Source organism: Burkholderia sp. Ed8 (assembly GCF_040761425.1).
GTDB lineage: Bacteria > Pseudomonadota > Gammaproteobacteria > Burkholderiales > Burkholderiaceae > Burkholderia > Burkholderia seminalis.
In genome coordinates this window covers 1,526,107-1,549,769 of the sequence record NZ_CP142885.1, presented here as the reverse complement: position 1 = coordinate 1,549,769, position 23,663 = coordinate 1,526,107, and the positions used below count along the sequence as shown (strand labels likewise).

The window sequence follows — 23,663 nt, the reverse complement described above, 5'->3', positions numbered from 1 at the left end:
CGAAGGCCCGCAAGGGCCTTTTTTCTGGTTCGAGGAATTCCACGGGTGTCGTGCGTCGACCCATCTCGGTCGTACGACGCCGGCCGCTTCCAAAGCACCGCCCCCTCCCGTCGAAAGGAGGGCGAGGACGCCAAACGGCCAGCACCGATGCAACCCTTTGTCATTGGTGCAGGAACTCCAGCACCATCCGGTTGAATCGCTCCGCGTGCTCCCATTGCGCCCAGTGCCCGCAGCGCCCGAACACGGTCAGATCGGCGTTCGGCATCCCCCAAACGAGCCGCAGCCCGACATCCATGGGCACGAAACGGTCATCGCGTCCCCAGATCACGAGCGCCGGCGCCTGAATCTCGTTCAGTCGGTGACCGTAGTCCGGAAACTGCTTCGGATTGGCCGCCAGACTCTTCACGAAATTCTCGAGATGATCGCGCCGCGCGAGCATATTATCGAGCCGCGTCTGCATCAGCTCTTCGGTCATCGTGCTCGCGTCGTAGACGAACACATTGAGCATCTTCTTCAGGTTCTCGAGCGTCGGGGCGCGATACAACCCTTGCAGCAGCTTGATGCCTTCGGTCGGCATCGGCACAAACTGGCTCGGACCGCCCGTGCCGCCGCCCATCAGCACCAGCTTGCCGACGCGCTCGGGATACGACAGCGCGAAGGCCACCGCGCTATGCCCGCCCATCGAGTTGCCGACGAGATGCGCGCGCTCGACGCCGAGCGCATCCAGCACGCCCTTCAGCACGCGCGCGTTGAGGTCGGAGCGAGAGCCGGTACAGACGATCGAATCGCTCTTGCCCCAGCCGGGACAGTCGACGAGGATCACGCGATAACCCGCATTCGCGAACGCGTCCACATTGCGATGGAAGTTCGCCCAGCCGCTCGCGCCCGGACCGGAGCCGTGCAGCAGAACGAGCGCTTGCCCGCCCGCGCCGGTGTCGTTGTAGTGCACACGCAGCTCCCTACCGCCTTCCATCACGTTCATGTACTTGCTGGTCGCGGCTTCGGTATGAATCACGGTGTCAGTCATGTCGATGTCCTTCGTCAGATCGATTCGGTTCCAAGGGTGTGCGAGCCGTTGGTCGACTCGCGCGGAGATTTCGCGACCACGGTGAGCGCACCGAGCGCCGCGATCACGATGAGCGGAATGCTCGAGATCACGAGCATCGACGCGCTCTGGCCTAACGCCAGCAGTTGCCCGGCGATCAGCGGGCCGACCATCGATCCCACCCGGCCAACGGCCACCGCCGCGCCGACACCCGTGCCGCGCACGCGCGTCGGATACGTTGCACCGGCGAGCGCATACAGCACCGACTGCGTGCCGACGAGAAACAACCCCGCCAGCAGGCCGCCCCATGCCATCGACACGCTGCCCGTCGCGCTGGCGAGCGCCAGTAACGCAGTCGCGATGCCCGTGTACATGCCGACCACGACCGGCCGCTTGCCAATGCGATCCATCAACCCCGCGATCACGATTGCGCCGACACCACCGCCGATGTTGAACATCATCTGCACGATGCTCGCCTGTACCGGCGTGAGGCCGCGCGAGAGCACCATCGATGGCAGCCAGTTCATCAGGAAGTACAGCACGATCAGCGTCCCCAGATAGCTGATCCACAGCGAGAGGGTCGTCGCCGCGCGCCCGTCACTGAAGAGCGCGCGCACGATGCCGTCCTTCGACTCGCGGGTCGCGCCCCGGCTTGCCGCGACGAAGTACGTCGACTCCTTCAGGAAAATCGCCAGCAGCGGCAAGGTCAGCAGCGGCCCGATCCCGCCGACATAGAAGATGTGCCGCCAGCCCTCGGCGCCCGGGCTGACGATGCCGATCACTGCCGCGAGCGCCGCACCGAACGGCATGCCGCAGTACATCGCACCGACCGCCGTGCTGCGTCGCCCGGGCGCCGCCGCTTCCGCGCACAGCGCGATCAGGTTCGGCATCGCAGCGCCCAGGCCGAGGCCCGTGAGAAAACGCGCGATGAGCAGGCTCTGCAGATCCCACACCTGAGTCGTTGCAATCGAAAATATCCCGAACAGCGCGACCGACATCATCAGCACGCGCTTGCGGCCAATGCGATCCGCGAGCCTGCCGCCAATCGCCGCACCCGGCAACAGGCCGAGCGCGCCGATGCCGAATGCCCAGCCGAGCTGCGCGACGGCGAGATGGAACTCGTGTGCCATGCGCGGCGCGGCGACGCCGGTGGATTGCAGGTCGAGACCCTCGAGGAGGGCAACCGCGAGGCACAGCCCGATGGTGATGGCGCCGCCGGCGCGCGGGGGAGAAGCCGTTGACGTTTTCATTGATGTCTCCAGGTTGAACGATGCGGCGCTCTTCACGGCGCCTGGCATACGCGTGTGGTTCAGGCGCTGGCTTCGCGCTTCTTCAGATCGAGCGCAACGTCGACGATCATGTCTTCCTGACCGCCCACCATGCGTCGCTTGCCCAGTTCGACGAGAATGTCGACCGCTTTCAGGCCGTACTTCTTCGCCGCGATTTCGGCATGCCGCAGGAAGCTCGAATACACGCCCGCATAGCCGAGCGCGAGCGTTTCGCGGTCCACGCGCACCGGCCGGTCCTGCAACGGGCGCACGAGATCGTCGGCCGCGTCGAGCAGGCGATATAGATCGGTGCCGTGATGCCAGCCAAGGCGCTCGGCCGCCGCGACGAACACTTCGAGCGGGGCATTGCCCGCGCCCGCCCCCATGCCCGCCAGACTCGCATCGATGCGGTCGCAGCCCTCCTCGACCGCAACGATCGAGTTGGCCACGCCGAGGCTCAGGTTGTGATGGGCATGCATGCCCGTGTGGGTCTCGGGGCGAAGCACGGCCTTGAGCGCCTTGAAGCGCGCACGGATGTCGTTCATGTTCATCGCGCCGCCCGAATCGACCACGTACACGCAGGTCGCGCCATAGCTTTCCATCTTCCTCGCCTCGATCGCGAGGTGGTCAGGCGTGGTCATGTGGCTCATCATCAGAAAGCCGACGGTGTCCATGCCGAGGCTGCGCGCATACTCGATGTGCTGCTTCGAAATGTCCGCTTCCGTGCAATGGGTCGCGACACGGACGACACGCGCGCCCGCGTCGTACGCGGCCTTCAGGTCGTGGATCGTGCCGATGCCGGGCAGCAGCAGTGTCGCGATTTTCGCGTGCTTGACCACATCGGCCACCGCCTCGATCCATTCCAGATCACTGTGCGCGCCGAAGCCGTAGTTGAAGCTCGAACCCTGCAGGCCGTCACCGTGTGCGACCTCGATGCTGTCGACCTTCGCCTCGTCCAGCGCGCGGGCAATGTCCTGCACGTTCCGAATCGAATACTGATGACGGATCGCGTGCATGCCGTCGCGCAGCGTCACGTCGGAGATATAGAGTTTCTTGTCCATGATCGGGTGCTCCCTGCTTCAGGCGTTCACAACCGACGCGGCCATGCGTTCGGCCGTTGCCAGCGCGGCGGAAGTCATGATGTCGAGATTGCCCGCGTAGGCCGGCAGATAATGGGCCGCGCCTTCCACTTCGATGAAGATCGAGGTCTTCAGTCCGCTGAAATGGCCGAGTCCGGGAATATGCAACGGCGCGTCGGAGGGGATGTCGTCGAACTGCACGGACTGCTTCAGGCGATAGCCGGGCACATAGGACTGGATGGCAGCGGCCATCTCGCCAACCGACGTTTCGATCAGCGCCCGGTCTGCCGCCTCGGACAGCACATAGACCGTGTCGCGCATCATCAGCGGAGGCTCGGCCGGGTTGAGCACGATGATCGCCTTGCCCTTGCCGGCGCGGCCGACCGCTTCGATCGCCTTCGACGTCGTCTCCGTGAACTCGTCGATGTTGGCGCGCGTGCCGGGTCCTGCCGACTTGCTGCTGATCGATGCGACGATCTCCGCGTAATGCACCCTTGCGACCCGCGACACGGCGGCAACCATTGGAATCGTCGCCTGTCCGCCGCACGTGACCATGTTCACGTTCGGCGCATCGAGATGCGCGTCGAGGTTCACCACCGGTACGCAGTACGGGCCGATGGCGGCGGGCGTCAGGTCGATCACGCGAATGCCGGGCTTGAGCGCGCGCAGGAACGCGTCGTTCTTCACATGCGCGCCGGCCGACGTCGCATCGAACACGAAGTCGATCTCGTCGAACACGGGCAGGCGCGCCAGCCCTTCCACGCCTTCATGCGTCGTCGCCACCCCGAGCCTTGCGGCGCGCGCGAGGCCGTCCGAGGCAGGATCGATGCCGACCATCGCCGCGACTTCGAGATGCCTGCTGCGGCGCATGATCTTGATCATCAGGTCGGTGCCGATGTTGCCGGATCCGATGATCGCGGCTTTGCACCTGGTGTTCTCTGTTGCCATGGGAATGTCTCCGTCCGTCATTCGCTGAAACTGGCGCGCACACTGCCGAGCCCTTCGATATGCGCCGTATAAGTGCCGGCCGCCTTCACCGCGACCATCGGGCCAAGCGCGCCCGTCAGCACGATGTCGCCCGCGCGCAGCGGCGTGCCGAGTCGAACCATCCGGTCCGCGAGCCACGCCGCCGCATTCAGCGGATTGCCGAGGCACGCGCCGCCATTGCCGCGTGACAGGACTTCGCCGTCCTGCGTGAGCGTCATTGCACAAGCGGTCAGCTCGATATCGCGCAGCAGGACCGGGCGGCTGCCGAGCACGAACAGCGCGCTCGACGCGTTGTCCGCGACGGTGTCGAAAAACCGGATGTCCCAGTCGCGGATGCGACTGTCGACCACCTCGATCGCGGCCACCGCATACGCGGTCGCTGAAATCAGATCCGCGTAGGTGTGTTTTTCGGCGGTCAGGTCGCGTTCGAGCACGAGCGCGATCTCCGCTTCGACCTTCGGCTGAATCAACGAGGCGAGCGGCATCGGCTGGCTGTCGCCGTACGCCATCGACGCGAACAACGCGCCGAAGTCGGGCTGATCAACGCCAAGCTGCTTCTGCACCGCGGGCGAAGTCAGGCCGATCTTCCTGCCGACGACGCGCTCGCCGTTCGCCGTGCGCAAGTCGTTGTTGATCTGCTGGATCGCGTAGGCGAGTGTCGCGTCGCCTTCGGGACACGTCTCGCGCAGCGGCGCGATCGTCCGGCGCGAGGCCTGCGCTTCACGCAGGCGCGCGGCCATCGAAAGCATGCTGTTGTCATCCGACATGGTTCTATCTCCTGGAAAGGGCCTGTTCTCGCGCGTGCATCGCGCCGAAGCCGGCGATCCATTCCGGAATCGCGCGGTAGTAATCGATCGAAGCCGCGTAAGGACCGCTCGCCGCAAGTGCACCGAATGCGGCGACCCACGTGCGAATCTCGTGCGCGGACTTGCCTGCATCGCGCGTGATCGCTTCGTTCGTGAGGCCATCGGCTGCGGTGAGTTCACCGCGTTCGAGCCATTCGAGAAACATGTGGTCCCATGCGGGATTGAGCGGATGCAGGCGGCTGTCGCCCGCTGCGAATGCCTTGGCCGCCGCGACGGTGCGGGATTGCCGCGCATCGCGCGACGCCGGTGACGGGTTGCGCCCAGCGATCAGCCGTTCCGCGACGATATCGTCCGCGCCCGCGATTTCCGGCACCGGCGGCTCATGCGAAATGCCGCCCGAGCCGATCAGCAACACGCGCCGGTTCATGCGCGCGACGGTACGGCCGATCGCATCGCCGAGCAGTCGCGCGCGGCGGCACGACGCCATCGGCGGCGCGACCGAGTTGATGAAAACGGGCACCACGGGATAGCGGTCGATGCCGCCCGTGAGTACCTCGAGTGCCTGCGCGCAGCCGTGATCGACCTGCATGCGATACGACACGGCGACGTCGATATCGCTCGCGAGCGTCGCATCGGCAAGCGCGAGCGCCACATCGCGGTCGACGGGCAACGGGCCGGCCGCGCTGCCGAAATCGCCGATGGCCGTCGCGCTCACGCCGATGCAGAACTGCGGCATCACGTCGTAGAAAAATCCGTTGTAGTGGTCAGGCGCGAACACGATCACCAACTCCGGATCGAACGCGTCGACCCGCTCGCGCGCCGCGCGCTGCACCTGCTCGACTTCCGCGACGACCGCCGGCGCCGGATCGAAGTAGCCGTGCAGCGGCGTGTGCGACATGCATTCGAGATGAATCGGCATTTCAGGCCCCTACCAGGTCGGCGGCATGCGGGAACGTCGCGTCGTTGATCGTCGCGCCCGTCGTCACGGCAAGCGACAGCCTTTGCGCAAGCTGCGACACGCAACCCGATACGCTTTGCGGCGAGCACATGCCGGCCACGAAGCGGTCGGGCCGCAACAGCACGACCGATTCCGGCACGCGCGCGAACCAGTCGCGCAGGCGCGAATCGACATCGCCAATGGCGATCACGTCTTCGGGCACGTCATCGTGGAACGCGAGCTGCGGGTCGGGCTTGGCGATCACGAAACACCCCCCAAGCGCGGTCCAGATGCGGCGCGCCTCGGGCGTCAGGCCGAACGTCGGGTCCGAGCCCCATCCCACGATCGCGAAGCGGTTGCCAATCGCATCGTCGAGCCGGACGATGCTGCCATCCACGCGACGCACGCGCGGCTGGATGAACATGCGGCCCACGGGGGTGCCAGCCTCCGCATCGCGGCCATGCACCATCCGCCCGATCAGCGATTCACGTTTCTCGCTCATCAGACCGACCAGCCGCCCGAACGCGCCGTGTCCGCGCTTCGCGATCATGCGCGCGAGCAGCCCTTCGGACCGCGCGCGGCGCGCCAGCAGCACGACACCTTCTTCATAGCGCGGCATCGGCTTGAAGCGCATCTCGACGAAATAGCGCTGCATGGCGGGCAGCACATCGAAGCAGCGCACGAACGCGTCACGCACTTTCGATCCGACGAAGCTCGTCGGCGCGAAGATATCGCCCGCGACTTCCGAGAGGTGGATCATCGAGCGTGCATGGGCGCGCCGCTCCATCGTGTAGGTATCGAGCAGCGTGTCGCGCGCGGTGCCTTTCACGACCATCGCAAGCTTCCAGCCGAGATTGCTCGCGTCGCGAATGCCGCTGTTGTAGCCCTGCCCCTGCCACACCGGCATGATGTGCGCGGCGTCTCCCGCGAGCAGGATGCGCTTGACGCGGAACGTGCTCGCGAGCCGCGCGTTGTGCGTATAGACCCGCTGACGAATGTAGTCGACCTTGTCGGGGTCGTCGACCACCCCGCGCACCAACGCCGCCATGTTCTCCGGCTTCGACAGTTCCTCCTCCGTCTCGCCCGGCATCACCATGAATTCGAAGCGCCGGATCCCGTGCGGCAGCGCCGCCGACACGTACGGACGCCGCGCGTCGCAATGCAGATAGACATGCGGAGAGCCGATCGGGTCGTTGCGCACGTCGATCACGATCCATTGATTCGGCTTCGTGCGGCCTTCGAACGGCACGTCGAGCGTGCGACGCACGAAACTGTTGCCGCCGTCCGCGCCGACCATGTATGCGGCGCGGATCGTCGTCTTTGCACCGTGCGCGTCTGTCGCCTCTATGGTCACACCGCACTCGTCCTGCGCGAAGCTGTCGACGCCGTGGCCAAGCAGCGTCGACACATTCTCGAAACGCTCGAGACCGCCGTACAGAATCCGATCGGCGAGCGGCTGGATGAACGCATTGCGGCGCGGCCAGCCGAACTCGTCGGTGCGCGGCTCGATCGACGCGAAGCACTTCCCTTTCAGCGTGAAGCGCATCCAGTGATTCGGCGTGGTGTGCGGAAGCAGTTCGTCGACCAGGCCGACCGACTGGAATACGCGCAGCGCTTCGTCGTCGAGGCCGATCGCCCGCGGATAGTCGATGATCTGCGCGAGCTTCTCGATGAGGACGACGCGCACGCCCTGCAGGCCGAGCAGGTTCGCGATCATCAGGCCGACCGGGCCCGCGCCGATGATGGCGACATCGGCGTCGATCGAACGATGTGTCGTTTCGTGAGGATGAGCGCGGCCGTTGCCGGCCGCCGGTTCAAAGGCGGGGCGCATGCTTGTCTCCTGACTGGGCTTGTCCGATGTGCTGAACCGACGAAGCGCCTGGCGCTCGATCGTTCAACTTATGCACGCAGTTTATGGAGGGCGGAAAACACCCTCAACAAAATCTCCGGAATGTGCATAGAATGCACATGATTGATTTCAATGGGATTTTTACGTGACAACCTACACGAACGTGCGCGGACTGGCGCGCGGCCTCCAGGTGCTGCGGACGCTGAATGCGATGGAAGACGGGCGTGCAACGAGCCAGCAGATCGCCGATCTGACCGGCCTGCATCGCACCACGGTGCGCCGCCTGCTCGAAACCTTGATGGACGAAGGATTCGTGCGCCGCAGCACGTCGGACGACAGTTTCCGCCTGACGCTCGCCGTACGTTCCTTGAGCGAGGGCTTCACCGATACCGAGCGCATCGCCACCGTGGCGCCGCCGATCATGGGGCAGCTCCTGCAGCGCGTCGCGTGGCCATCCGATCTGACCACACCCGACGGCGACGCAATGATCATCCGCGAGACGACACATCGCTTCAGCCGGCTGTCGTTTCATCGCTCGATGGTCGGGCGGCGTTTGCCTATCTTGCTGACCGCGGCTGGCCGGGCCTACTTCGCGATGTGCCCCGACGAGGAGCGCGAGGATATTCTGGAACTGTTGCGCTCCGGTGCCGGCGGTGAAGAGCAACAGGCGTTCGCGAAAAACGATGCGCTCGTGCGCAAGCTGATCCGACGGGTGCGCGAGGACGGTTTCGGATCGAATCACGGCGACTGGACCGCGCAGGCGAAAATCGGTGCGGTGGCGGTCGCGATCAGCGCGGACGAACGCGTGATCGCCAGCCTCAATGTCGTCTTCCTGTCACGCGCCGTCAGTCTCCAGGATGCCGCTCGCCGCTATGTGCCCGAGCTGCAAAAAGCAGCAGCGGATATTGCCGAAGCATTGCGGCGGGAACCCGCGGCTCGTTCCCGCGCATCAACGTAGTCTCCCAGACAGGCTGAATGGCATGAACGGACGCGCGAATGACGATGTGCCGACCGCGACGGGCGGCCGAGCATGGCTGACAATCGACGCTCTCCCCCGCGCACCCGAATGAGCTTGGAAGAACCCGTTTTTTCATCGAGACCATGAGAATCCATCACTTCGTTCCCTTGCTGGCGCTCGCCGCCGTACCCACCGCCCACGCCGCCGACAGCCAACCTTGCAGCGACGCTGCCGTCACGGCCGTCGCCCGTTGGGCCGGCATCGCGAGCGCACGCATCGCGACGCGCGACGCGAACCGGCTCGTCGTCGCGTCCGCGTGCAAGGTCATGCCGAACGCGCCGGGCACGACGATCGCGGCCGTCGCGTTCGATTCGCTGCCCAAAAGCAAGAATCCGGACGAAAGCGACAAGCTGCAGGTCGTCGCGCTCGTCGAGGGCGACAAGGTCGTCGCGGCCGACAAGTCGGTGGTTCAGGAGGATGCGGCGACCGAGATCGGCGAGAACAGCTATCGCATCGATACGGCGCCGTACCGCCTGTCGCCCGAGGTCCGCGCATTTGGCGTCGTGTTCACGAGCAGCGCGCGCGGGCCGAGCTGTCCGGATGCGGACGCCAGCGAAGAATTGACGCTGTGGGTGCGCGAAGGCAACCGCATCCGCCCGGTGTTCGGCACCAATCTCTACGGCTGGGTCAGCGTCGAAGGTGCGGCGTGCGGTGCCGGCATGGGTGACGCGATCAGCGAGGATGCCCACATGACGATCGCCGTCGAAAAGACCGCCAGCCACGGCTTCGCAGACCTGTCGATCACCGCACGCATCACGAAGAGCCAACGCAAGGACAACGAATACGCCGAGACGGGCAAGCGCACCGCACGCACGATCGTCCGCTACGACGGCAAGTCATACGGCATCGACATGTTCCGAAACTTCTGGTATCCGCCCGCCGCGATGAAGCGCTTCAAGTAACGGCGCGTCAGCCCGCGCCCGCCTACTCCGCCACCTTCGGCCCGATCCCGTCGCCCGACGCGGGCATCCGCAGCGCATCGTCCCGCACACGTCGCGCCTCGCGTGCCGTATAGCGATCCTTCAACCGCAGGAACGGTTTCTCGACGAGGAAGTAGCTGGCCGTCGCGGCCAGCAGCGCCCACACGATGCCGAGCGGAAACGCATGCACGACCGGCAGATCGGGATTCGCGAACGGCTGCTGCCACAGATACAGACTGAACGAGATCGTGCCGATGAACACGACCGGCCGCGCGCGCAGCCAGCGCGCGCACCAGAACTCGCCGCGGAAATTCAGCACGACGATCACGATCGCGATCAACGCGGCTTCGAGCGTCACGCCGTAAGTCGCGTTCCAGAAGCCGCCGAGCCGGTGTTCGGCGAGCGGCATGCCGAGCAGCACGACGATGACGATCGCCGTCACGATGCGCGCCTCGCCTCGCCACGCGCCGATCCACGCTTCGAGCCGTTCCCGGTTGAGCGACGCATAACACCCGATCAGGATCGGATCGACGCCGGTGTGAAGCATCATCCCGAGTTGCCCGCGCAACGCCGGTGCAACGAAATACGTGACGGCGCGCACCAGCGGCACGATCAGGATCAACGCGGCCAGCCAGCGCGTGCCGGCGCGGCGCATGCCGAACCCGAACAGCAGCGGCCAGAACCAGTAGAACTGCTCTTCGAGCGCGAGCGACCAGAAATGACCGAGATACCACGCGCCGTCCGGATGCAGCGCGTTGTCGCCGGTCAGCCCGAACCACGCCGAGTAATTCCACAGATGCAGCGCCGCATACAGCCACTGCCGGCGATCGACGTCGAACCAGCCGGCGAACGCGACGACCGCAACGGCCGCGAGATAGACGTAGCAGGCCGGCCAGATCCGCAGCGCGCGACGCACGTAGAACGACGTCAACGCAATGCCGCCGGTGCGCGCGAACTCGGCGCGCAGCACGTTGGTGATCAGGAAACCGCTCAGGACGAAGAAGATCAGGACCCCGAGCCGGCCGTCGGCAATCAGCCGCAACGGCGCATACCAGCCCGTGTAGCCGCCCGGCAGCACATGTTCGGCGTGCCCGACCACCACCATCGCGACCGCGACGGCGCGCAACCCGGTCAACTGCGTGACGCGATGGTTCATCGGCTCGTTTCCGTTGGCACGGGTTAGAAACAGGAGATGACCGGCGCGCCGACTGGCATGCCGATATGCCGCCGGATTTTGTATGAAAAATATCGGAATGAAATTGCTTCAAAAATCGCCGCGCCGCCAGCTGCGGCCGCACACGTCCGAACGAGCCGGCGCCCGGCGCGGCGAATGGGCATAATGACAAGCCTTGCCCGGCGACGACCGGACCGATGCCCACGCAACGTTTTTGCGGCGCAGCAACATCCGAAGTACCGCCCCCGCACGGATACCGGCCCGCACTCGTCCGCCTCCAGTCGACCCTCATCCGGAGCCTGCCTGTGTACCCACCGATCGAACCCTACGCCCACGGCCACCTCGACACCGGCGACGGCCATCGCATCTACTGGGAGCGCTGCGGCAACCCGGCCGGCAAGCCCGCCGTGTTCCTGCACGGCGGCCCCGGCGCCGGCTGCAGCCCCGACCATCGCCGCCTGTTCGACCCCGAGCGCTACGACATCCTGCTGTTCGACCAGCGCGGCTGCGGGCGCTCGACGCCGCATGCGAGCCTCGAGAACAACACGACGTGGCATCTGGTCGCCGATATCGAACGCCTGCGCGAGATGGTCGGCGCCGAGCAATGGCTCGTGTTCGGCGGTTCCTGGGGCAGCGCGCTGGCGATCGCGTACGCGGAAACGCACCCCGAACGCGTGAGCGCGCTGATCGTGCGCGGCATCTTCACGATGCGGCGCGCGGAACTGCTGTGGTACTACCAGGAAGGCGCGTCGTGGCTGTTCCCGGATCTGTGGGAGGACTTCGTTGCGCCGATTCCGGAAGCCGAGCGCGGTGACCTGATGGCCGCCTACCATCGCCGGCTGACCGGCGACGACGAAGCCGCGAAGCTCGAGGCGGCTCGCGCATGGAGCATCTGGGAAGGCCGCACGATCACGCTGCTGCCCGACCCGGCGCTCGCCGCGCACTTCGCGGACGGCCACTACGCGCTCGCGTTCGCGCGAATCGAAAACCACTACTTCGTGAACGAGGGCTTCGTCGAGGAAGGTCAGTTGCTGCGCGACGCGCATCGCCTCGCCGGCATTCCGGGCGTGATCGTGCAGGGCCGCTACGACGTCGCGACGCCAGCACGCACCGCATGGGAACTGTCGAAGGCGTGGCCGGAGGCGACGTTCGAGATCGTGCCCGGCGCCGGGCACGCCTACAACGAGCCGGGGATCCTCGAAGCGTTGATCGCGGCGACGGACCGGTTCGCCGCGTAGTCCATAGGGTGCAACGCATCGCAGTGCGTGCTGCGATGCCTGCCGGCACACCTAGGCGCCGCCGCGATCAAAGCGCGGCTTCGACGATCGTCCTGCCGCTGATCGCGCGCTCGACAAGCTGCTCGTCGCCGACCTTGCGAATTGCGTCGTCGAGCAGCCCCTCCGGTTCTTCGGTCGCCACCTTCAGCAGGCCCGACAGGCCGCGCGCGTCGAGCACCACCAGCGTCTCCATCGAATCCGCGCGGCTCACGAGCACGCGGCGGAATGCCGGGCCCGCGCCGAAGCTCGCGCAGAGCGAGATCGTCTCGCCGCCGAGCGTGTAGTCGAAGTGCTTGATCATGGTCTGCCGCCGTTGCAAGGAAATGGCGACGCGCGACGGCGCGGCGCCGTGACGTCGACGCACCCGCGCGTGCCGCCGGCGCACCGGACCGGAGTCCGGACCGTCCACCGGCATCACCATGCTAGGCGTGCAGTATTAACGAAGACTTAAACCGGAAACCGCCCTCACGGAAGGCCCGCGTTACGGCGCATCGAGCGGCTCGACCGTCACGCCCACCTTCAGCTCCTGATCCGCACCGCCGCCGCGGATCACGCCGCGCAGCGGCGTGACGTCCGCATAGTCGCGACCGACCGACAGCATCACGTAGTCGTCGCCCGGCGCGCGGTCGTTGGTCGGATCGAGCTGCAGCCAGCCGTTGTCCTCGGGCCATGCCGGGTCGTACACCTCGACCCACGCATGCGACGCATCGGCACCGATCAGCCGCGGTTGCCCGGGCGGCGGCTGCGTGAGCAGGTAGCCGCTGACGTAACGCGCGGCCAGCCCGAGCGAGCGCAGCGCGCCGATCATCACGTGCGCGAAATCCTGGCAGACGCCCTTGCGCAACCGCAGCGCATCGAGCGCCGACGTCGTGATGTCGGTGCTGTTCGGTGTATAGGCGAAATCGGCGTGCACGCGCCGCATCAGGTCCCAGGCGGCCTGCACGAGCGGCCGTCGCGGCGTGAAGCTCGCGGCCGCATAAGCGGCGAGCTCGGGATCGCAGGCGACGTGCGGCGACGCGAACAGGAATTCGCTCGCCGCGTCGTAAGGCTGCCCCGCACGAAACCGCAAGCGGTCGCGCACGGCTTCCCATTCGGTCGCCTGCCTTGCGTCGGGATGCGCGATCGCGGGCGGCGGCTCGCCGCGGGCGCCAAGCGACCACACGGGCGGCGTCACGCGCACCGTGCTGCGGCTGCGCACGAGCAGCGCGTCGTGCGGCTGGTTCAGTGCGAACGACGCGCGCGCGTTGCCGAACGCGTCGATCTCCGTGCAGACCGATTCCGGCACGGGCTCGATGTCGAGCGAGAACGACAGCACCTGCTGGCGCGGCGTCACGAGCGGTTGCAGGCGTGCCTGGTGCTGCGCGGATTCGACGCGCGCCGCGTAACGGTATTCGGTGTCGTGCGTGACACGCAGCAACCGGCCGGGCGCCATGGCGGCCGGCGCGGCTGCCGGTCGTGTCTTGCCTGCACCGGACGGCGCCTTCACCGCGCCTTTCGTCGTCACCATAGCGTCCTGCCCGCCTCGCGCACGTGGCTGAAGTAGCGTTCGCCGATGCGGTTCGACAGTTCCCAGACCGCCTTCACGGTCGTGTCGAGCGCATCGAGCAGTTTGTCGTGCCGGCCGCCGTCAACGGTTTCGCACAGTTCGTGCAGCGACCACGCGGGCACGTCCGGAATCGTCTCGGCCAGCTCGGACAGCGCATAGCCTTCGCTGCGCTCGACCTTCGTCAGCCGGCCGCGCAGCGCCTGCACGACCCAGCCGAGCGAACGCGGATTGTCGGTGTCGAGCACGACGAGCGACAGCAGCGGCGCGACGTCGAAGCCGCGCTGGAAACGCGAGCGGAACGTGATCGTGCTGTCGAACAGTTCGAGCACGAGTTCGAAACCGTCCTGCCGGTGCACGACACCCTCCTCGAAGGCGAACTTCAGCACGCTGCACAGGAAGTCCAGCCGGTCGATCTGCCGGCCGATCGACAGCAGGCGCCAGCCGTCGTCGCGCGTCATGTTGTCGGTCTGCGCACCGGTGATCGCGCCGAGCAGCAGGCCGAGGCGCTCCAGCAGCTGCAGCGCCTCGTTACCGATCTGCTCCTCGGCCTCCGGCTGCCCGGCGCTGTCCGCGAACAGTTGCGTCGCGTCGTCGATCAACCGCCACTGATCGCTGGACAGCCGTTCGCGGATCGCGGCGGCGGCGCCGCGCATCCCGAACAGGCACGACGCGATGCCCGACGTGCGATCGGCGCCGCGCGTCAGCGACGTCGCAAGCGCATGCTGGAACGCGCGCGGCGCGTCGACGGCATTCGGCGCGTCGGCCGCGATCAGGCCCGTGTCGCGGCACAGCGTATCGATCAGTTCCAGATGCGCGGGGCTGTCGACGTCGTCTTCGCCGCGCAGCCTTTCGAGCGCGGCGCGCGCGAGGCGCATCAGGTTGGTCGCGCGTTCGGTGTAACGGCCGAGCCAGAACAGGTTCTCGGCCGCACGGCTCGCGATCGCGCGCGGTCGCTCGACGAGGTCGTCGGGGCCGAGGTGCGTTTGCAGCAGCGTCGTCGAATCGACGATGCCCTCGGTCATCACCCAGGTATCGACGGTGCTGCCGCCGTGCGGCATCGGCGCATTGAACAGCGTGTCGCGCGTGCCGACCCGCGACAGCCCGCCGGGCAGGAGCCGCCAGCGCTGCGCGCCGTCGGCGAGCGCGAACACGCGCAGCAGCAGCGGCTTCGGCACGATGCGTGCGCTGCCGTTGCCCTCGGGCGTGTCGGGCCGCGGCCAGGTCGGCGCCTGCGACAGCGGCAGGTCGGCCTGCACCGTGTAGTGTTCGGGCCGCGCGAGGATCCGGGCGCGCCATGCGGCCAGCTGCGCCTGCGTGAGCCGTGCGCCGATCACCGGCTCGAACGCGCCGCCGGCCTGCACCTCGGGTGGATAGGAGGCCTTCACGATGCCGCGCGCAAGCTGCGGCAGCGCATCGTCGCAGGCAGCCGCCTCGCCGCACCACCACGAATGCACGGCCGGCAGCGTCAACGTTTCGCCGAGCAGCGCTTCGGCGAGGCGCGGCATGAAGCCGAGCATCGCCGGCGATTCGAGGAAGCCCGAGCCCGGTGCGTTCGCGAGCAGCACGTTGCCCGCGCGCACGGCCTGCAGCAGCCCCGGCACGCCGAGCATCGAATCGGGCCGCAGTTCGAGCGGATCGAGCCACGCGTCGTCGACGCGCCGCAGGATGCCGTGCACCGGTTCGAGCCCGCGCAGCGTCTTCAGGAAGACGCGGTTGTCGCGCGCGGTCAGGTCGCCGCCCTCGACGAGCGTGAGGCCGAGATAGCGCGCGAGATACGCATGCTCGAAATACGTCGCGCTGTGCGGCCCCGGCGTCAGCAGCACGATCCGCGAGTTCTTGCGGGCCGGGCTGAGCGACTGCATGCTCTGCAGCAGCGCGCGATAGGCGGACGCGAGGCGCTGCACGCGCAGCCCGCGAAACCCGCGCGGAAAGAGCCGCGACACGATCAGGCGGTTTTCGAGCAGGTAGCCGAGCCCGGCCGCGCCCTGCGTATGCTGCGCGACGATCCGCCACTGCCCGTCCGGGCCGCGCGCGAGATCGAACGCGACGACGTGCAGCCAGGTATCGCCCGGCACGCGCGCGCCGCGCATCGCGCGCAGGTAGCCGGGGTGGCCGGTGACGAGCGCGGGCGGCAGCAGCCCGCGCTGCAGGATGGTCTGCGGCCCGTACAGGTCGGCCAGCGTCGCGTTGAGCAGCCGCACGCGCTGCAGCACGCCGCGCTCGATCGCGACCCAGTCGTCGGGCGTGACGATCATCGGCAGCAGGTCGAGCGACCACGGGCCGGCCGCGCCGTCGCCGGCGCGCTGCTCGTGCAGCTGGTAGAACAGGCCGTTCTCGCGCATGCTCCGGTGCAGCGCATCGGCGCGGCGATCGAGATCGGCCACGCCGTCGCTGCCGATCGACGTAAAGAAGCTGCGCCACGCGGGCGCGAGCGCAGGCGCGATCAGGCCGGCCGCGCTGCCGCGCAGTTCGTCGTAGCGGCCGGCGGCCGCCGGCGCCGCGAGCGCGGCGGCCAGTTCGGCGGCGTCCGGCTGCGCGCCGGTATCGAAAAGCGTGGGCATCGCGTCGAGGGCGGCGAGATGGTCGGTATCAATGGGCGGCACGATGTCGTTCCGTCGTCAGGGTGCGGCCGCGCACGCGCGCCGCCATCGGGGCGGCAAGCCTCGGCGCGCGGCCGCAATCTGCCCGCATCCTAGCATTCCGGCGAGGCCGCCGGGAGATCGCGAGCCGCGCATCGTCGTCCACCCCGTCGTTACTGGATCACGGCCGCCGCAAGTCGAGCGTGAACGGGAATTCGCGGCTCGGCGCGGCAGCCGCGACATCCATCCGCCCCGGCGTATGCCCCATCTCGACGAAGCGTGCGAGCCGGCGGCTCTCGGCTTCGTATGCATTGACCGGGAACGTCGCGTAGTTGCGCCCGCCCGGATGCGCGACGTGATAACGACAGCCGCCGAGCGAGCGCTGCAGCCACGTATCGACGATGTCGAACGTGAGCGGCGCATGCACGCCGATGGTCGGATGCAGCGCGGACGGCGGCGACCACGCCTTGTAGCGCACGCCCGCGACGTACTCGCCGACGGTGCCGGTCGGCTGCAGCGGCAGCGCGCGGCCGTTGACGGTCACGACGTGCCGGTTGTCGTTCAGCCCCGTCACGCGCACCTCGAGCCGTTCGACCGACGAATCGACGTAACGGACCGTGCCGCCGGGCGCGCCCTCCTCGCCCATCACGTGCCACGGTTCCAGTGCGCCGCGCAACGACAGCTGCATGCCGTTCACCGCGATCTGGCCGAACAGCGGGAAGCGGAATTCGAAGTGCGGTGCGAACCACGCCGGATCGAACGCAAAACCGGCCTCGCGCAGTTCGGCCAGCACATCGTCGAAATCCATCTGAAGAAACTCGGGCAGCATGAAGCGGTCGTGCAGCGCGGTGCCCCAGCGCGTGAGCGGCGTCGTGTACGGCGCGGCCCAGAAACGCGCGACCAGGGCGCGCAGCAACAGTTGCTGCACGATGCTCATCCGTGCGTGCGGCGGCATCTCGAACGCGCGCAGCTCGAGCAGGCCGAGCCGGCCGGTCGACGAATCGGGCGAATACAGCTTGTCGATGCAGAACTCGCTGCGGTGCGTGTTGCCCGTCACGTCGATCAGCAGGTTGCGCAGCACGCGGTCGACGAGCCACGGCGGCATGTCCTGCCCGAACAGCAGCTTGTTGCGCTGGATCTCGGCGAACGCGATGTCGAGTTCGTACAGCTGGTCGTTGCGCGCCTCGTCGACGCGCGGTGCCTGGCTCGTCGGCCCGATGAACAGCCCCGAGAACAGGTACGACAGCGACGGATGGTTGTGCCAGTACGCGATCAGGCTCGCGAGCAGGTCCGGGCGGCGCAGGAACGGGCTGTCGGCCGGCGTCGCACCGCCGAGCACGAAGTGGTTGCCGCCGCCCGTGCCGACGTGACGGCCGTCGACCATGAATTTCTCGCTGCACAGCCGCGACTGCCACGCGGCGTCGTACAGGAATTCCGTGTGGTCGACGAGTTCGTCGAAGCTCGCGGCCGGATGGATGTTCACCTCGATCACGCCGGGATCGGGCGTCACCTGCAGCAGCTTCAGCCGCGCATCGCGCGGCGGCGGATAGCCTTCGAGCACGAGCTTCACGCCGAGCGCGTGCGCGGTCAGCTCGATCGCGCCGAGCAGGTCGAGATAATCCTCGAGCGCGGCGAGCGGCGGCATGAACAGGTACAGGATGCCGTTGCGCACCTCGGCGCACAGCGCGGTGCGCGTGATCCACGCGGCCGATTCGAAGCGCTCGGGCCGGCGCTGCGGATCGTGCGCTGACGCGCGCCCGCCCGCGGCCGTGCCGTCGTCACGCCACTGCATGACCGTCTGCGCAGGCGCTTCGCGATGCACGCCGGACAGGTAGCGCGGCGCGTCGGCCGGGCCCGCATAGCGCGCACGGATCGCGGCGGCGTCCGGCAGCGCGCTGCGCGGCGCGAACGGATCGCGTTCGACCAGGTACGGATGGTCGGCGCGCGAGGCCCACGGCAGCGAATCGAGCGGCAGTCGATAGCCCATCGGCGAATCGCCCGGCACGAGATACATCCGCTCGTCACGGAAGAACCACGGGCCCGTCTGCCAGCGCGGCCCGTCGAGACCCGGTGCATCGTCCGTGCGCTTGACCGGCAGCACGTAGCCGACCACGCTGTCGAGCTGCTGGTCGAACACCTTGCGCAGCCGCGCGCGCTCGAGCTCGTCGTCGAGTCGCGAGTCGAACGGATCGACGTTGACGGGCAGCCGGCGCTCGCGCCACAGGTAGTACCAGACATCCTCGTAGCCGGGCTGGATGAATTCGTCGGTCAGGTTCAGCCGCGCGGCGAGCGCATCGATGAAGCGCTTCGCGTCGTCGGTCGTGTACGCGGACGGCTCGCGCTCGTCGGCGAACAGCGACGGATCGTGCCACACGGGCTGGCCGTCCGCGCGCCAGAAGATCGACAATGCCCAGCGCGGCAGCTGCTCGCCCGGATACCACTTGCCCTGCCCGAAATGCAGGAAACCGCCGTCGCCGTACTCGGCGCGCAGCCGCTGCACGAGTTCGGTCGCGTAGCCGCGCTTGGTCGGGCCGAGCGCATCGGTGTTCCACTCGGCGCCGTCGCGATCGTCGATCGACACGAAGGTCGGCTCGCCGCCCTGCGTGAGCCGCACGTCGCCGGCCGCCAGCGCGCCGTCGACCTGCGTGCCGAGCGCCAGCACGGCGTCCCACTGCGATTCCGTATACGGTTTCGTCACGCGCGGCGATTCGTACACGCGCGTCACGGTCATCTCGTGCTCGAACGACACCTCGCACTCGTCGATCAGCCCTTCGACCGGCGCGGCGCTCGTCGGCTGCGGCGTGCAGGCGAGCGGAATATGCCCTTCGCCCGCGAGCAGGCCCGACGTCGGGTCGAAGCCGATCCAGCCGGCGCCCGGGAGGTACACCTCGCACCACGCGTGCAGGTCGGTGAAGTCCACCGACGTGCCGCTCGGACCATCGAGCGACTTCACGTCGGGCGTGAGCTGGATCAGGTAGCCCGACACGAAACGCGCGGCGATGCCGAGATGACGGCACAGCTGCACGAGCAGCCACGCGCTGTCGCGGCACGAGCCGGACGCGAGCTCGAGCGTCTGCTCGGGCGTCTGCACGCCGGGCTCCATCCGCACGAGATAGCCGATGTCGTGCTGAAGCTGCTGGTTCAGCGCGACGAGGAAGTTCACGGTGCCGGCCGGCGTGCGATCGACGCCGTCGAGATACGTGCGGAACAACGGCGACGCGCTCGTCTGCGGATCGCACACGAGATACGGCGCGAGCTCGGTCTTCAGCGCATCGTCATAGCTGAACGGGTATTGCTCGGCGCTCGCTTCGAGGAAGAAGTCGAACGGGTTGTACACCGACATCTCGGCGACGAGATCGATCGTGATCTCGAAGTGCTCGGTGCGCTCCGGAAACACGAGCCGCGCGAGATAGTTCGAGAACGGGTCCTGCTGCCAGTTGATGAAGTGCTGCGCGGGCTCGACCGTCATCGAGTACGCAAGGATCGGCGTCCGGCAATGCGGCGCGGGCCGCAGCCGCACGACCTGCGGGCCGAGGTTGACGAGCCGGTCGTAGCGATAGCGGGTGGTGTGATGCAGCGCGACGTGGATGGACATGGGAACTCGGTTCGGGTTGGGCCGGCCGCGCGCGCCGCGTCGCACTCGACGCGGCGGCCCGGCATGGCGGATTCGGCGAAAGCGTGCGCGGGGTCAGACGAGCTCGGGCGACTGCACGACGCTGATCTCGACGCCGACGGCCGTCGCGCCGAGCCCCGTCACCGGCTGCGCGTCGCGATAATCGAGGCCGACCGCGATGCGCACGTAGCGCTCGTCCGGGCAGCGGTTCATGAACGGATCGAACCCGACCCAGCCGAGCCCCTCCACGTACGCCTCGGCCCATGCATGGCCGGCCGGCTGCTGCATCAGCGCGGCGGCCTGCGGCTGCGCGCCGAGCGCCGGTTGCGGCAGCCCTTGCGATTGCGCGGCATGCGATGCGCCGAGCATCTGCTGCATGCCCTCGCCGCTCTGCAGCGCGAGCGCTTCCTCCTCCTCGACGTCGCCCGCGTTCTGCTTCGCATCGGCGATGCGCTGCATCGCGCTGTCGGCGAGCACGTAGCCCGAGATGTAGCGCGCGGGAATCTTCAGCACGCGCGCGGCCGCGATGAACGCATGCGCATGGTCGCGGCTCGTGCCCTCGCCGCTTTGCAGCGCGGTTTCCGCGTCGACGGGCACGTCGGCGGCCAGGTTCGGCGCATACGCGATGCGGTCGTGCACTTCCGTCATCAGCCAGTGCAATGCGTCGAGGCCGTGCGGCTCGATCGGCAGCGCTTCCGTGAGTTCGCGCACGGTATCGCCCGCCTTCGTGAGCGCGGTCTCGCGCTCGAAGATCCACGGCGGCGCATAGCCCTCCGGATTCCCGAGAATGCCCGCGCGGTCCTGCGTCTCGACGACGCCGGCCGCGACGACGACGATCTCGGCCTTCGCGCCGCGGTCGTGACGCACGAGGTCGATCCGGTTGCCGAGCCCGTCGGCGTAAGACAGCGACGGCTCGACGCCGTCGATCGTGACCTGCCACGCGCGCACCGTCTGCCCGGGGCCGGACTGCGGGCGCAGCCGCAGCCGTTGCAGCGCATGGGTGGCTTGATCGTCGAACTGATAACGCGAAATGTGTCGAATGGCGAGTCGCATGGCAAGTCTCAGTCGAAGTTGTAAGCCTGGGCGATTTCGAGCCCGAGGCTGTTGTTGCGGCCGATGAAGTCGGTCAGGAACTCGTGCAGCCCGCTCTTGAAGATCCGCTCGACCGAGGTATCGGACAGCATTTGCAGGATCTTCGTGGCCGTGTCGTGACACGGGTGTGTCACGCCGTAATCCTTTGCAAGCAGGTTCAGGCTCGACACGACGCGTCCGTAGCAATAACGCAGCGAACGCGGCATGCGGCCGTTCAGGATCAGGTAGTCGGCGATGTTCATCGGCTTGTACTGCACGTCGTACACCCAGCGGTACGAACGGTGCGCGGCGACGCAGCGCAGGATCGTCTCCCACTGGTAGTTGTCGAGGATCGTGCCGACGTGCGATACCGACGGCAGCAGCAGGTGGTACTTCACGTCGATGATCCGCGCGGTGTTGTCCGCGCGCTCGATGAATGCGCCGATCTGCGCGAAATCGAAGATCTCGTTGCGCAGCATCGTGCTGTAGAAGCTGCCGAGGATCAGCGCGGTTTCGCGCTTCACTTCGTCGAGCACGGCCGGCAGCTCGCTCTCCGGCACCGGCTGCGCCAGCGCGCGGCGCAGCGCGAGCCACGCGCCGTTCACGCTTTCCCACGCCTCGCGCGTAAGCGCCGTGCGCACCATCCGCGCGTTCGAGCGCGCGGCCTCGATGCACGACAGCACGCTCGACGGGTTGTCGCGGTCGCGCAGCAGGTAGTCGGTCACCGTATCGGCCGCATACGCGTCGTATTTCTCCCGGTAGCCGTCGTCCGCGCCCGAGCTGACGAGCACCGACGACCATTCGGCCGGCGCGTCGGACGTGCGCGTGAGCGCCATCCGCAGCCCGGCATCGACGATGCGCGCGATGTTCTCCGCGCGCTCGATATAGCGGTACATCCAGTAGAGCCCGCTTGCAGTACGTCCCAGAAGCATCTCGTGTCCACTCCGTCTTCGTTCGGTTCGCGCGCCGGCTGCGGCGCGCGCGGTCGCATCCGGCTCAGTCGGCCAGCACCCAGGTGTCCTTGGTGCCGCCGCCCTGGCTCGAGTTGACGACCAGCGATCCCTCCTTCAGCGCCACGCGCGTGAGCCCGCCCGGCGTGATGCGGATCCGGTCCGACACCAGCACGAACGGCCGCAGGTCGACGTGGCGCGGCGCGAGGCCGGCGTCGGTGAGGATCGGCGTCGTGGACAGCGCGAGCGTCGGCTGCGCGATGTAGTTCGCCGGACGCGCGCGCAGCTTCGCGGAAAACGCCTCGAGCTCGGCCTTCGACGCGCACGGGCCGACCAGCATCCCGTAGCCGCCCGAGCCGTGCACTTCCTTCACGACCAGTTCGTCGAGATGCTCGAGCACGTACTTCAGGCTGTCGGCCTCGCCGCAGCGCCAGGTCGGCACGTTCTCCAGCAGCGCCTTGCGCCCCGTGTAGAACTCGACGATCTCCGGCATGTACGAGTAGATCGCCTTGTCGTCGGCGATGCCGGTGCCCGGCGCGTTCGCGATCGTGATGTTGCCGGCGCGGTACACGTCCATGATCCCCGCCACGCCGAGCACCGAATCGGGGCGGAACGTGAGCGGATCGAGGAAGGCGTCGTCGACGCGGCGGTACAGCACGTCGATCGGCTGGAAGCCCTCGGTCGTGCGCATCGCGACGCGGCCGTCGATCACCTGCAGGTCGCTGCCCTCGACGAGGTGCACGCCCATCTGGTCGGCGAGGAACGAGTGTTCGTAGTACGCGGAATTGTGGATGCCGGGCGTGAGCACGGCGACGGTCGGGTTGTCGGCGTTGCCGCCCGGCGGGCACACCGCGGCCAGCGACTGGCGCAGCATCTGCGGATAGGTCTCGACCGGGCGCACCTTCACCTGCTGGAACAGCTCCGGGAAGAGCTGCATCATGGTCTCGCGGTTTTCCAGCATGTAGGACACGCCGGAGGGCGTGCGCGCATTGTCCTCCAGCACGTAGAACTGGTTCTCGGCGGTGCGCACGATGTCGACGCCGATGATGTGCGTGTACACGTTGCCGGGCGGCCGGAAGTCGATCATCTCCGGGATGAACGCCTCGTTGTGCGCGATCAGGTGCTTGGGCACGATGCCCGCGCGCACGATTTCCTGGCGGTGGTAGATGTCGTCGAGGAAGGCGTTCAGCGCCATCACGCGCTGCTCGATGCCGAGCGAGAGGCGGCTCCATTCGGCGCCCGAGATGATGCGCGGGACGATGTCGAACGGAATCAGCCGCTCGGCGGCCTCCGCGTCGCCGTAGACGGCGAACGTGATGCCCGTCTTGCGGAACACGCCTTCCGCGTCGTGGGCTTTCTGGGCGAGGCTCGCGGGATTCTGCGTGTCGAGCCATTGCTTCAGGCGCGCGTAGGGCGCCCTTACCATGTCGCCGGATTGCAGCATTTCATCGAATGGCTTCATCGATCTTTTCTCCATCGATCGTTTTCCCCGGCATTGCGCATGCCGGACCGGCGTAATGAATGCTTTGCAAGGAACGTGCCTT

The 23,663-nt window shown here is 67.5% G+C and carries 18 protein-coding genes; 3 read left to right on the top strand and 15 right to left on the bottom strand.

Annotation, left to right across the window (positions count from 1 at the left end):
• Positions 1-160: 160 nt before the first annotated feature.
• The 7 genes from VXM69_RS07145 to VXM69_RS07115 are packed head-to-tail and all read right to left on the bottom strand — an operon-like array spanning position 161 to position 7,953.
• The gene (locus VXM69_RS07145; RefSeq protein WP_034191631.1) at positions 161-1,027 is read right to left on the bottom strand and encodes an alpha/beta fold hydrolase; all 867 of its coding nucleotides are present in this window, start codon (positions 1,025-1,027) and stop codon (positions 161-163) included.
• Positions 1,028-1,041: 14 nt separating this feature from the next.
• A complete protein-coding gene (gene mhpT, locus VXM69_RS07140; protein WP_034191632.1) occupies positions 1,042-2,295 on the bottom strand; it encodes a 3-(3-hydroxy-phenyl)propionate transporter MhpT in 1,254 nt (417 codons plus the stop codon).
• Positions 2,296-2,354: 59 nt separating this feature from the next.
• Entirely contained in the window at positions 2,355-3,377 is a 1,023-nt protein-coding gene (gene dmpG, locus VXM69_RS07135; RefSeq protein ID WP_311767387.1) for a 4-hydroxy-2-oxovalerate aldolase, read from the bottom strand.
• Between the two features lie 15 nt (positions 3,378-3,392).
• A complete protein-coding gene (locus VXM69_RS07130; RefSeq protein WP_034191634.1) occupies positions 3,393-4,340 on the bottom strand; it encodes an acetaldehyde dehydrogenase (acetylating) in 948 nt (315 codons plus the stop codon).
• Positions 4,341-4,357: 17 nt separating this feature from the next.
• A complete protein-coding gene (gene mhpD, locus VXM69_RS07125) occupies positions 4,358-5,146 on the bottom strand; it encodes a 2-keto-4-pentenoate hydratase (RefSeq protein WP_059556408.1) in 789 nt (262 codons plus the stop codon).
• Between the two features lie 4 nt (positions 5,147-5,150).
• On the bottom strand, positions 5,151-6,104 hold the full coding sequence (locus VXM69_RS07120; RefSeq protein WP_049032992.1) for a 3-carboxyethylcatechol 2,3-dioxygenase: 954 nt from the start codon (positions 6,102-6,104) through the stop codon (positions 5,151-5,153).
• Position 6,105: 1 nt separating this feature from the next.
• Positions 6,106-7,953: a bifunctional 3-(3-hydroxy-phenyl)propionate/3-hydroxycinnamic acid hydroxylase gene (locus VXM69_RS07115; protein ID WP_301743124.1), complete on the bottom strand. Its 1,848-nt coding sequence runs from the start codon at positions 7,951-7,953 to the stop codon at positions 6,106-6,108.
• A 163-nt stretch (positions 7,954-8,116) separates the two neighbouring features.
• On the opposite strand from VXM69_RS07115, the gene VXM69_RS07110 reads away from it, so the two are divergent.
• Positions 8,117-8,929, top strand: coding sequence for a DNA-binding transcriptional regulator (locus VXM69_RS07110; protein WP_367188335.1), 813 nt, complete (start codon positions 8,117-8,119; stop codon positions 8,927-8,929).
• A gap of 143 nt (positions 8,930-9,072) precedes the next feature.
• Positions 9,073-9,891, top strand: coding sequence for a multidrug ABC transporter ATPase (locus tag VXM69_RS07105; protein ID WP_226252081.1), 819 nt, complete (start codon positions 9,073-9,075; stop codon positions 9,889-9,891).
• 22 nt (positions 9,892-9,913) lie between these two features.
• On the opposite strand, the gene VXM69_RS07100 is transcribed toward VXM69_RS07105, so the two are convergent.
• The gene (locus tag VXM69_RS07100) at positions 9,914-11,065 is read right to left on the bottom strand and encodes an acyltransferase (protein WP_049032984.1); all 1,152 of its coding nucleotides are present in this window, start codon (positions 11,063-11,065) and stop codon (positions 9,914-9,916) included.
• A 323-nt stretch (positions 11,066-11,388) separates the two neighbouring features.
• Here VXM69_RS07100 and pip point away from each other — a divergent pair, with 323 nt between their 5' ends.
• The gene (pip, locus tag VXM69_RS07095; protein ID WP_124669410.1) at positions 11,389-12,321 is read left to right on the top strand and encodes a prolyl aminopeptidase; all 933 of its coding nucleotides are present in this window, start codon (positions 11,389-11,391) and stop codon (positions 12,319-12,321) included.
• Positions 12,322-12,388: 67 nt separating this feature from the next.
• Here the strand turns inward: pip and VXM69_RS07090 are convergent, their stop codons facing one another.
• The 7 genes from VXM69_RS07090 to VXM69_RS07060 all read right to left on the bottom strand — a co-directional run bounded on the left by VXM69_RS07090 (position 12,389) and on the right by VXM69_RS07060 (position 23,581).
• On the bottom strand, positions 12,389-12,661 hold the full coding sequence (locus tag VXM69_RS07090; protein ID WP_059556695.1) for a hypothetical protein: 273 nt from the start codon (positions 12,659-12,661) through the stop codon (positions 12,389-12,391).
• A gap of 180 nt (positions 12,662-12,841) precedes the next feature.
• Positions 12,842-13,867 (bottom strand): transglutaminase family protein, encoded by a 1,026-nt coding sequence (locus VXM69_RS07085; RefSeq protein WP_226227616.1) that lies wholly within the window; start codon positions 13,865-13,867, stop codon positions 12,842-12,844.
• A complete protein-coding gene (locus VXM69_RS07080) occupies positions 13,861-16,467 on the bottom strand; it encodes a circularly permuted type 2 ATP-grasp protein (protein ID WP_034191643.1) in 2,607 nt (868 codons plus the stop codon). Before VXM69_RS07080 ends, VXM69_RS07085 begins: the two co-directional genes overlap by 7 nt.
• A 199-nt stretch (positions 16,468-16,666) precedes the next feature.
• Complete coding sequence (locus tag VXM69_RS07075; RefSeq protein ID WP_034191644.1) at positions 16,667-20,080, bottom strand: DUF2126 domain-containing protein; 3,414 nt, start codon at positions 20,078-20,080, stop codon at positions 16,667-16,669.
• 93 nt (positions 20,081-20,173) lie between these two features.
• On the bottom strand, positions 20,174-21,151 hold the full coding sequence (locus VXM69_RS07070) for a transglutaminase family protein (protein WP_034191645.1): 978 nt from the start codon (positions 21,149-21,151) through the stop codon (positions 20,174-20,176).
• 8 nt (positions 21,152-21,159) lie between these two features.
• The gene (locus VXM69_RS07065; protein ID WP_069245929.1) at positions 21,160-22,101 is read right to left on the bottom strand and encodes an alpha-E domain-containing protein; all 942 of its coding nucleotides are present in this window, start codon (positions 22,099-22,101) and stop codon (positions 21,160-21,162) included.
• 64 nt (positions 22,102-22,165) lie between these two features.
• Positions 22,166-23,581 (bottom strand): circularly permuted type 2 ATP-grasp protein, encoded by a 1,416-nt coding sequence (locus VXM69_RS07060; protein WP_069245928.1) that lies wholly within the window; start codon positions 23,579-23,581, stop codon positions 22,166-22,168.
• Positions 23,582-23,663 lie beyond the last annotated feature (82 nt).

What these genes read in the sequence shown, in the direction of transcription:
- VXM69_RS07145 (WP_034191631.1), bottom strand. Translation starts at nt 1,027, where the DNA reads ATGACTGACACCGTGATTCATACCGAAGCCGCGACCAGCAAGTACATG.
- mhpT (WP_034191632.1), bottom strand. Translation starts at nt 2,295, where the DNA reads ATGAAAACGTCAACGGCTTCTCCCCCGCGCGCCGGCGGCGCCATCACC.
- VXM69_RS07130 (WP_034191634.1), bottom strand. Translation starts at nt 4,340, where the DNA reads ATGGCAACAGAGAACACCAGGTGCAAAGCCGCGATCATCGGATCCGGC.
- mhpD (WP_059556408.1), bottom strand. Translation starts at nt 5,146, where the DNA reads ATGTCGGATGACAACAGCATGCTTTCGATGGCCGCGCGCCTGCGTGAA.
- VXM69_RS07120 (WP_049032992.1), bottom strand. Translation starts at nt 6,104, where the DNA reads ATGCCGATTCATCTCGAATGCATGTCGCACACGCCGCTGCACGGCTAC.
- VXM69_RS07115 (WP_301743124.1), bottom strand. Translation starts at nt 7,953, where the DNA reads ATGCGCCCCGCCTTTGAACCGGCGGCCGGCAACGGCCGCGCTCATCCT.
- VXM69_RS07105 (WP_226252081.1), top strand. Translation starts at nt 9,073, where the DNA reads ATGAGAATCCATCACTTCGTTCCCTTGCTGGCGCTCGCCGCCGTACCC.
- VXM69_RS07100 (WP_049032984.1), bottom strand. Translation starts at nt 11,065, where the DNA reads ATGAACCATCGCGTCACGCAGTTGACCGGGTTGCGCGCCGTCGCGGTC.
- VXM69_RS07090 (WP_059556695.1), bottom strand. Translation starts at nt 12,661, where the DNA reads ATGATCAAGCACTTCGACTACACGCTCGGCGGCGAGACGATCTCGCTC.
- VXM69_RS07085 (WP_226227616.1), bottom strand. Translation starts at nt 13,867, where the DNA reads ATGGTGACGACGAAAGGCGCGGTGAAGGCGCCGTCCGGTGCAGGCAAG.
- VXM69_RS07080 (WP_034191643.1), bottom strand. Translation starts at nt 16,467, where the DNA reads ATGCCCACGCTTTTCGATACCGGCGCGCAGCCGGACGCCGCCGAACTG.
- VXM69_RS07075 (WP_034191644.1), bottom strand. Translation starts at nt 20,080, where the DNA reads ATGTCCATCCACGTCGCGCTGCATCACACCACCCGCTATCGCTACGAC.
- VXM69_RS07070 (WP_034191645.1), bottom strand. Translation starts at nt 21,151, where the DNA reads ATGCGACTCGCCATTCGACACATTTCGCGTTATCAGTTCGACGATCAA.
- VXM69_RS07065 (WP_069245929.1), bottom strand. Translation starts at nt 22,101, where the DNA reads ATGCTTCTGGGACGTACTGCAAGCGGGCTCTACTGGATGTACCGCTAT.
- VXM69_RS07060 (WP_069245928.1), bottom strand. Translation starts at nt 23,581, where the DNA reads ATGAAGCCATTCGATGAAATGCTGCAATCCGGCGACATGGTAAGGGCG.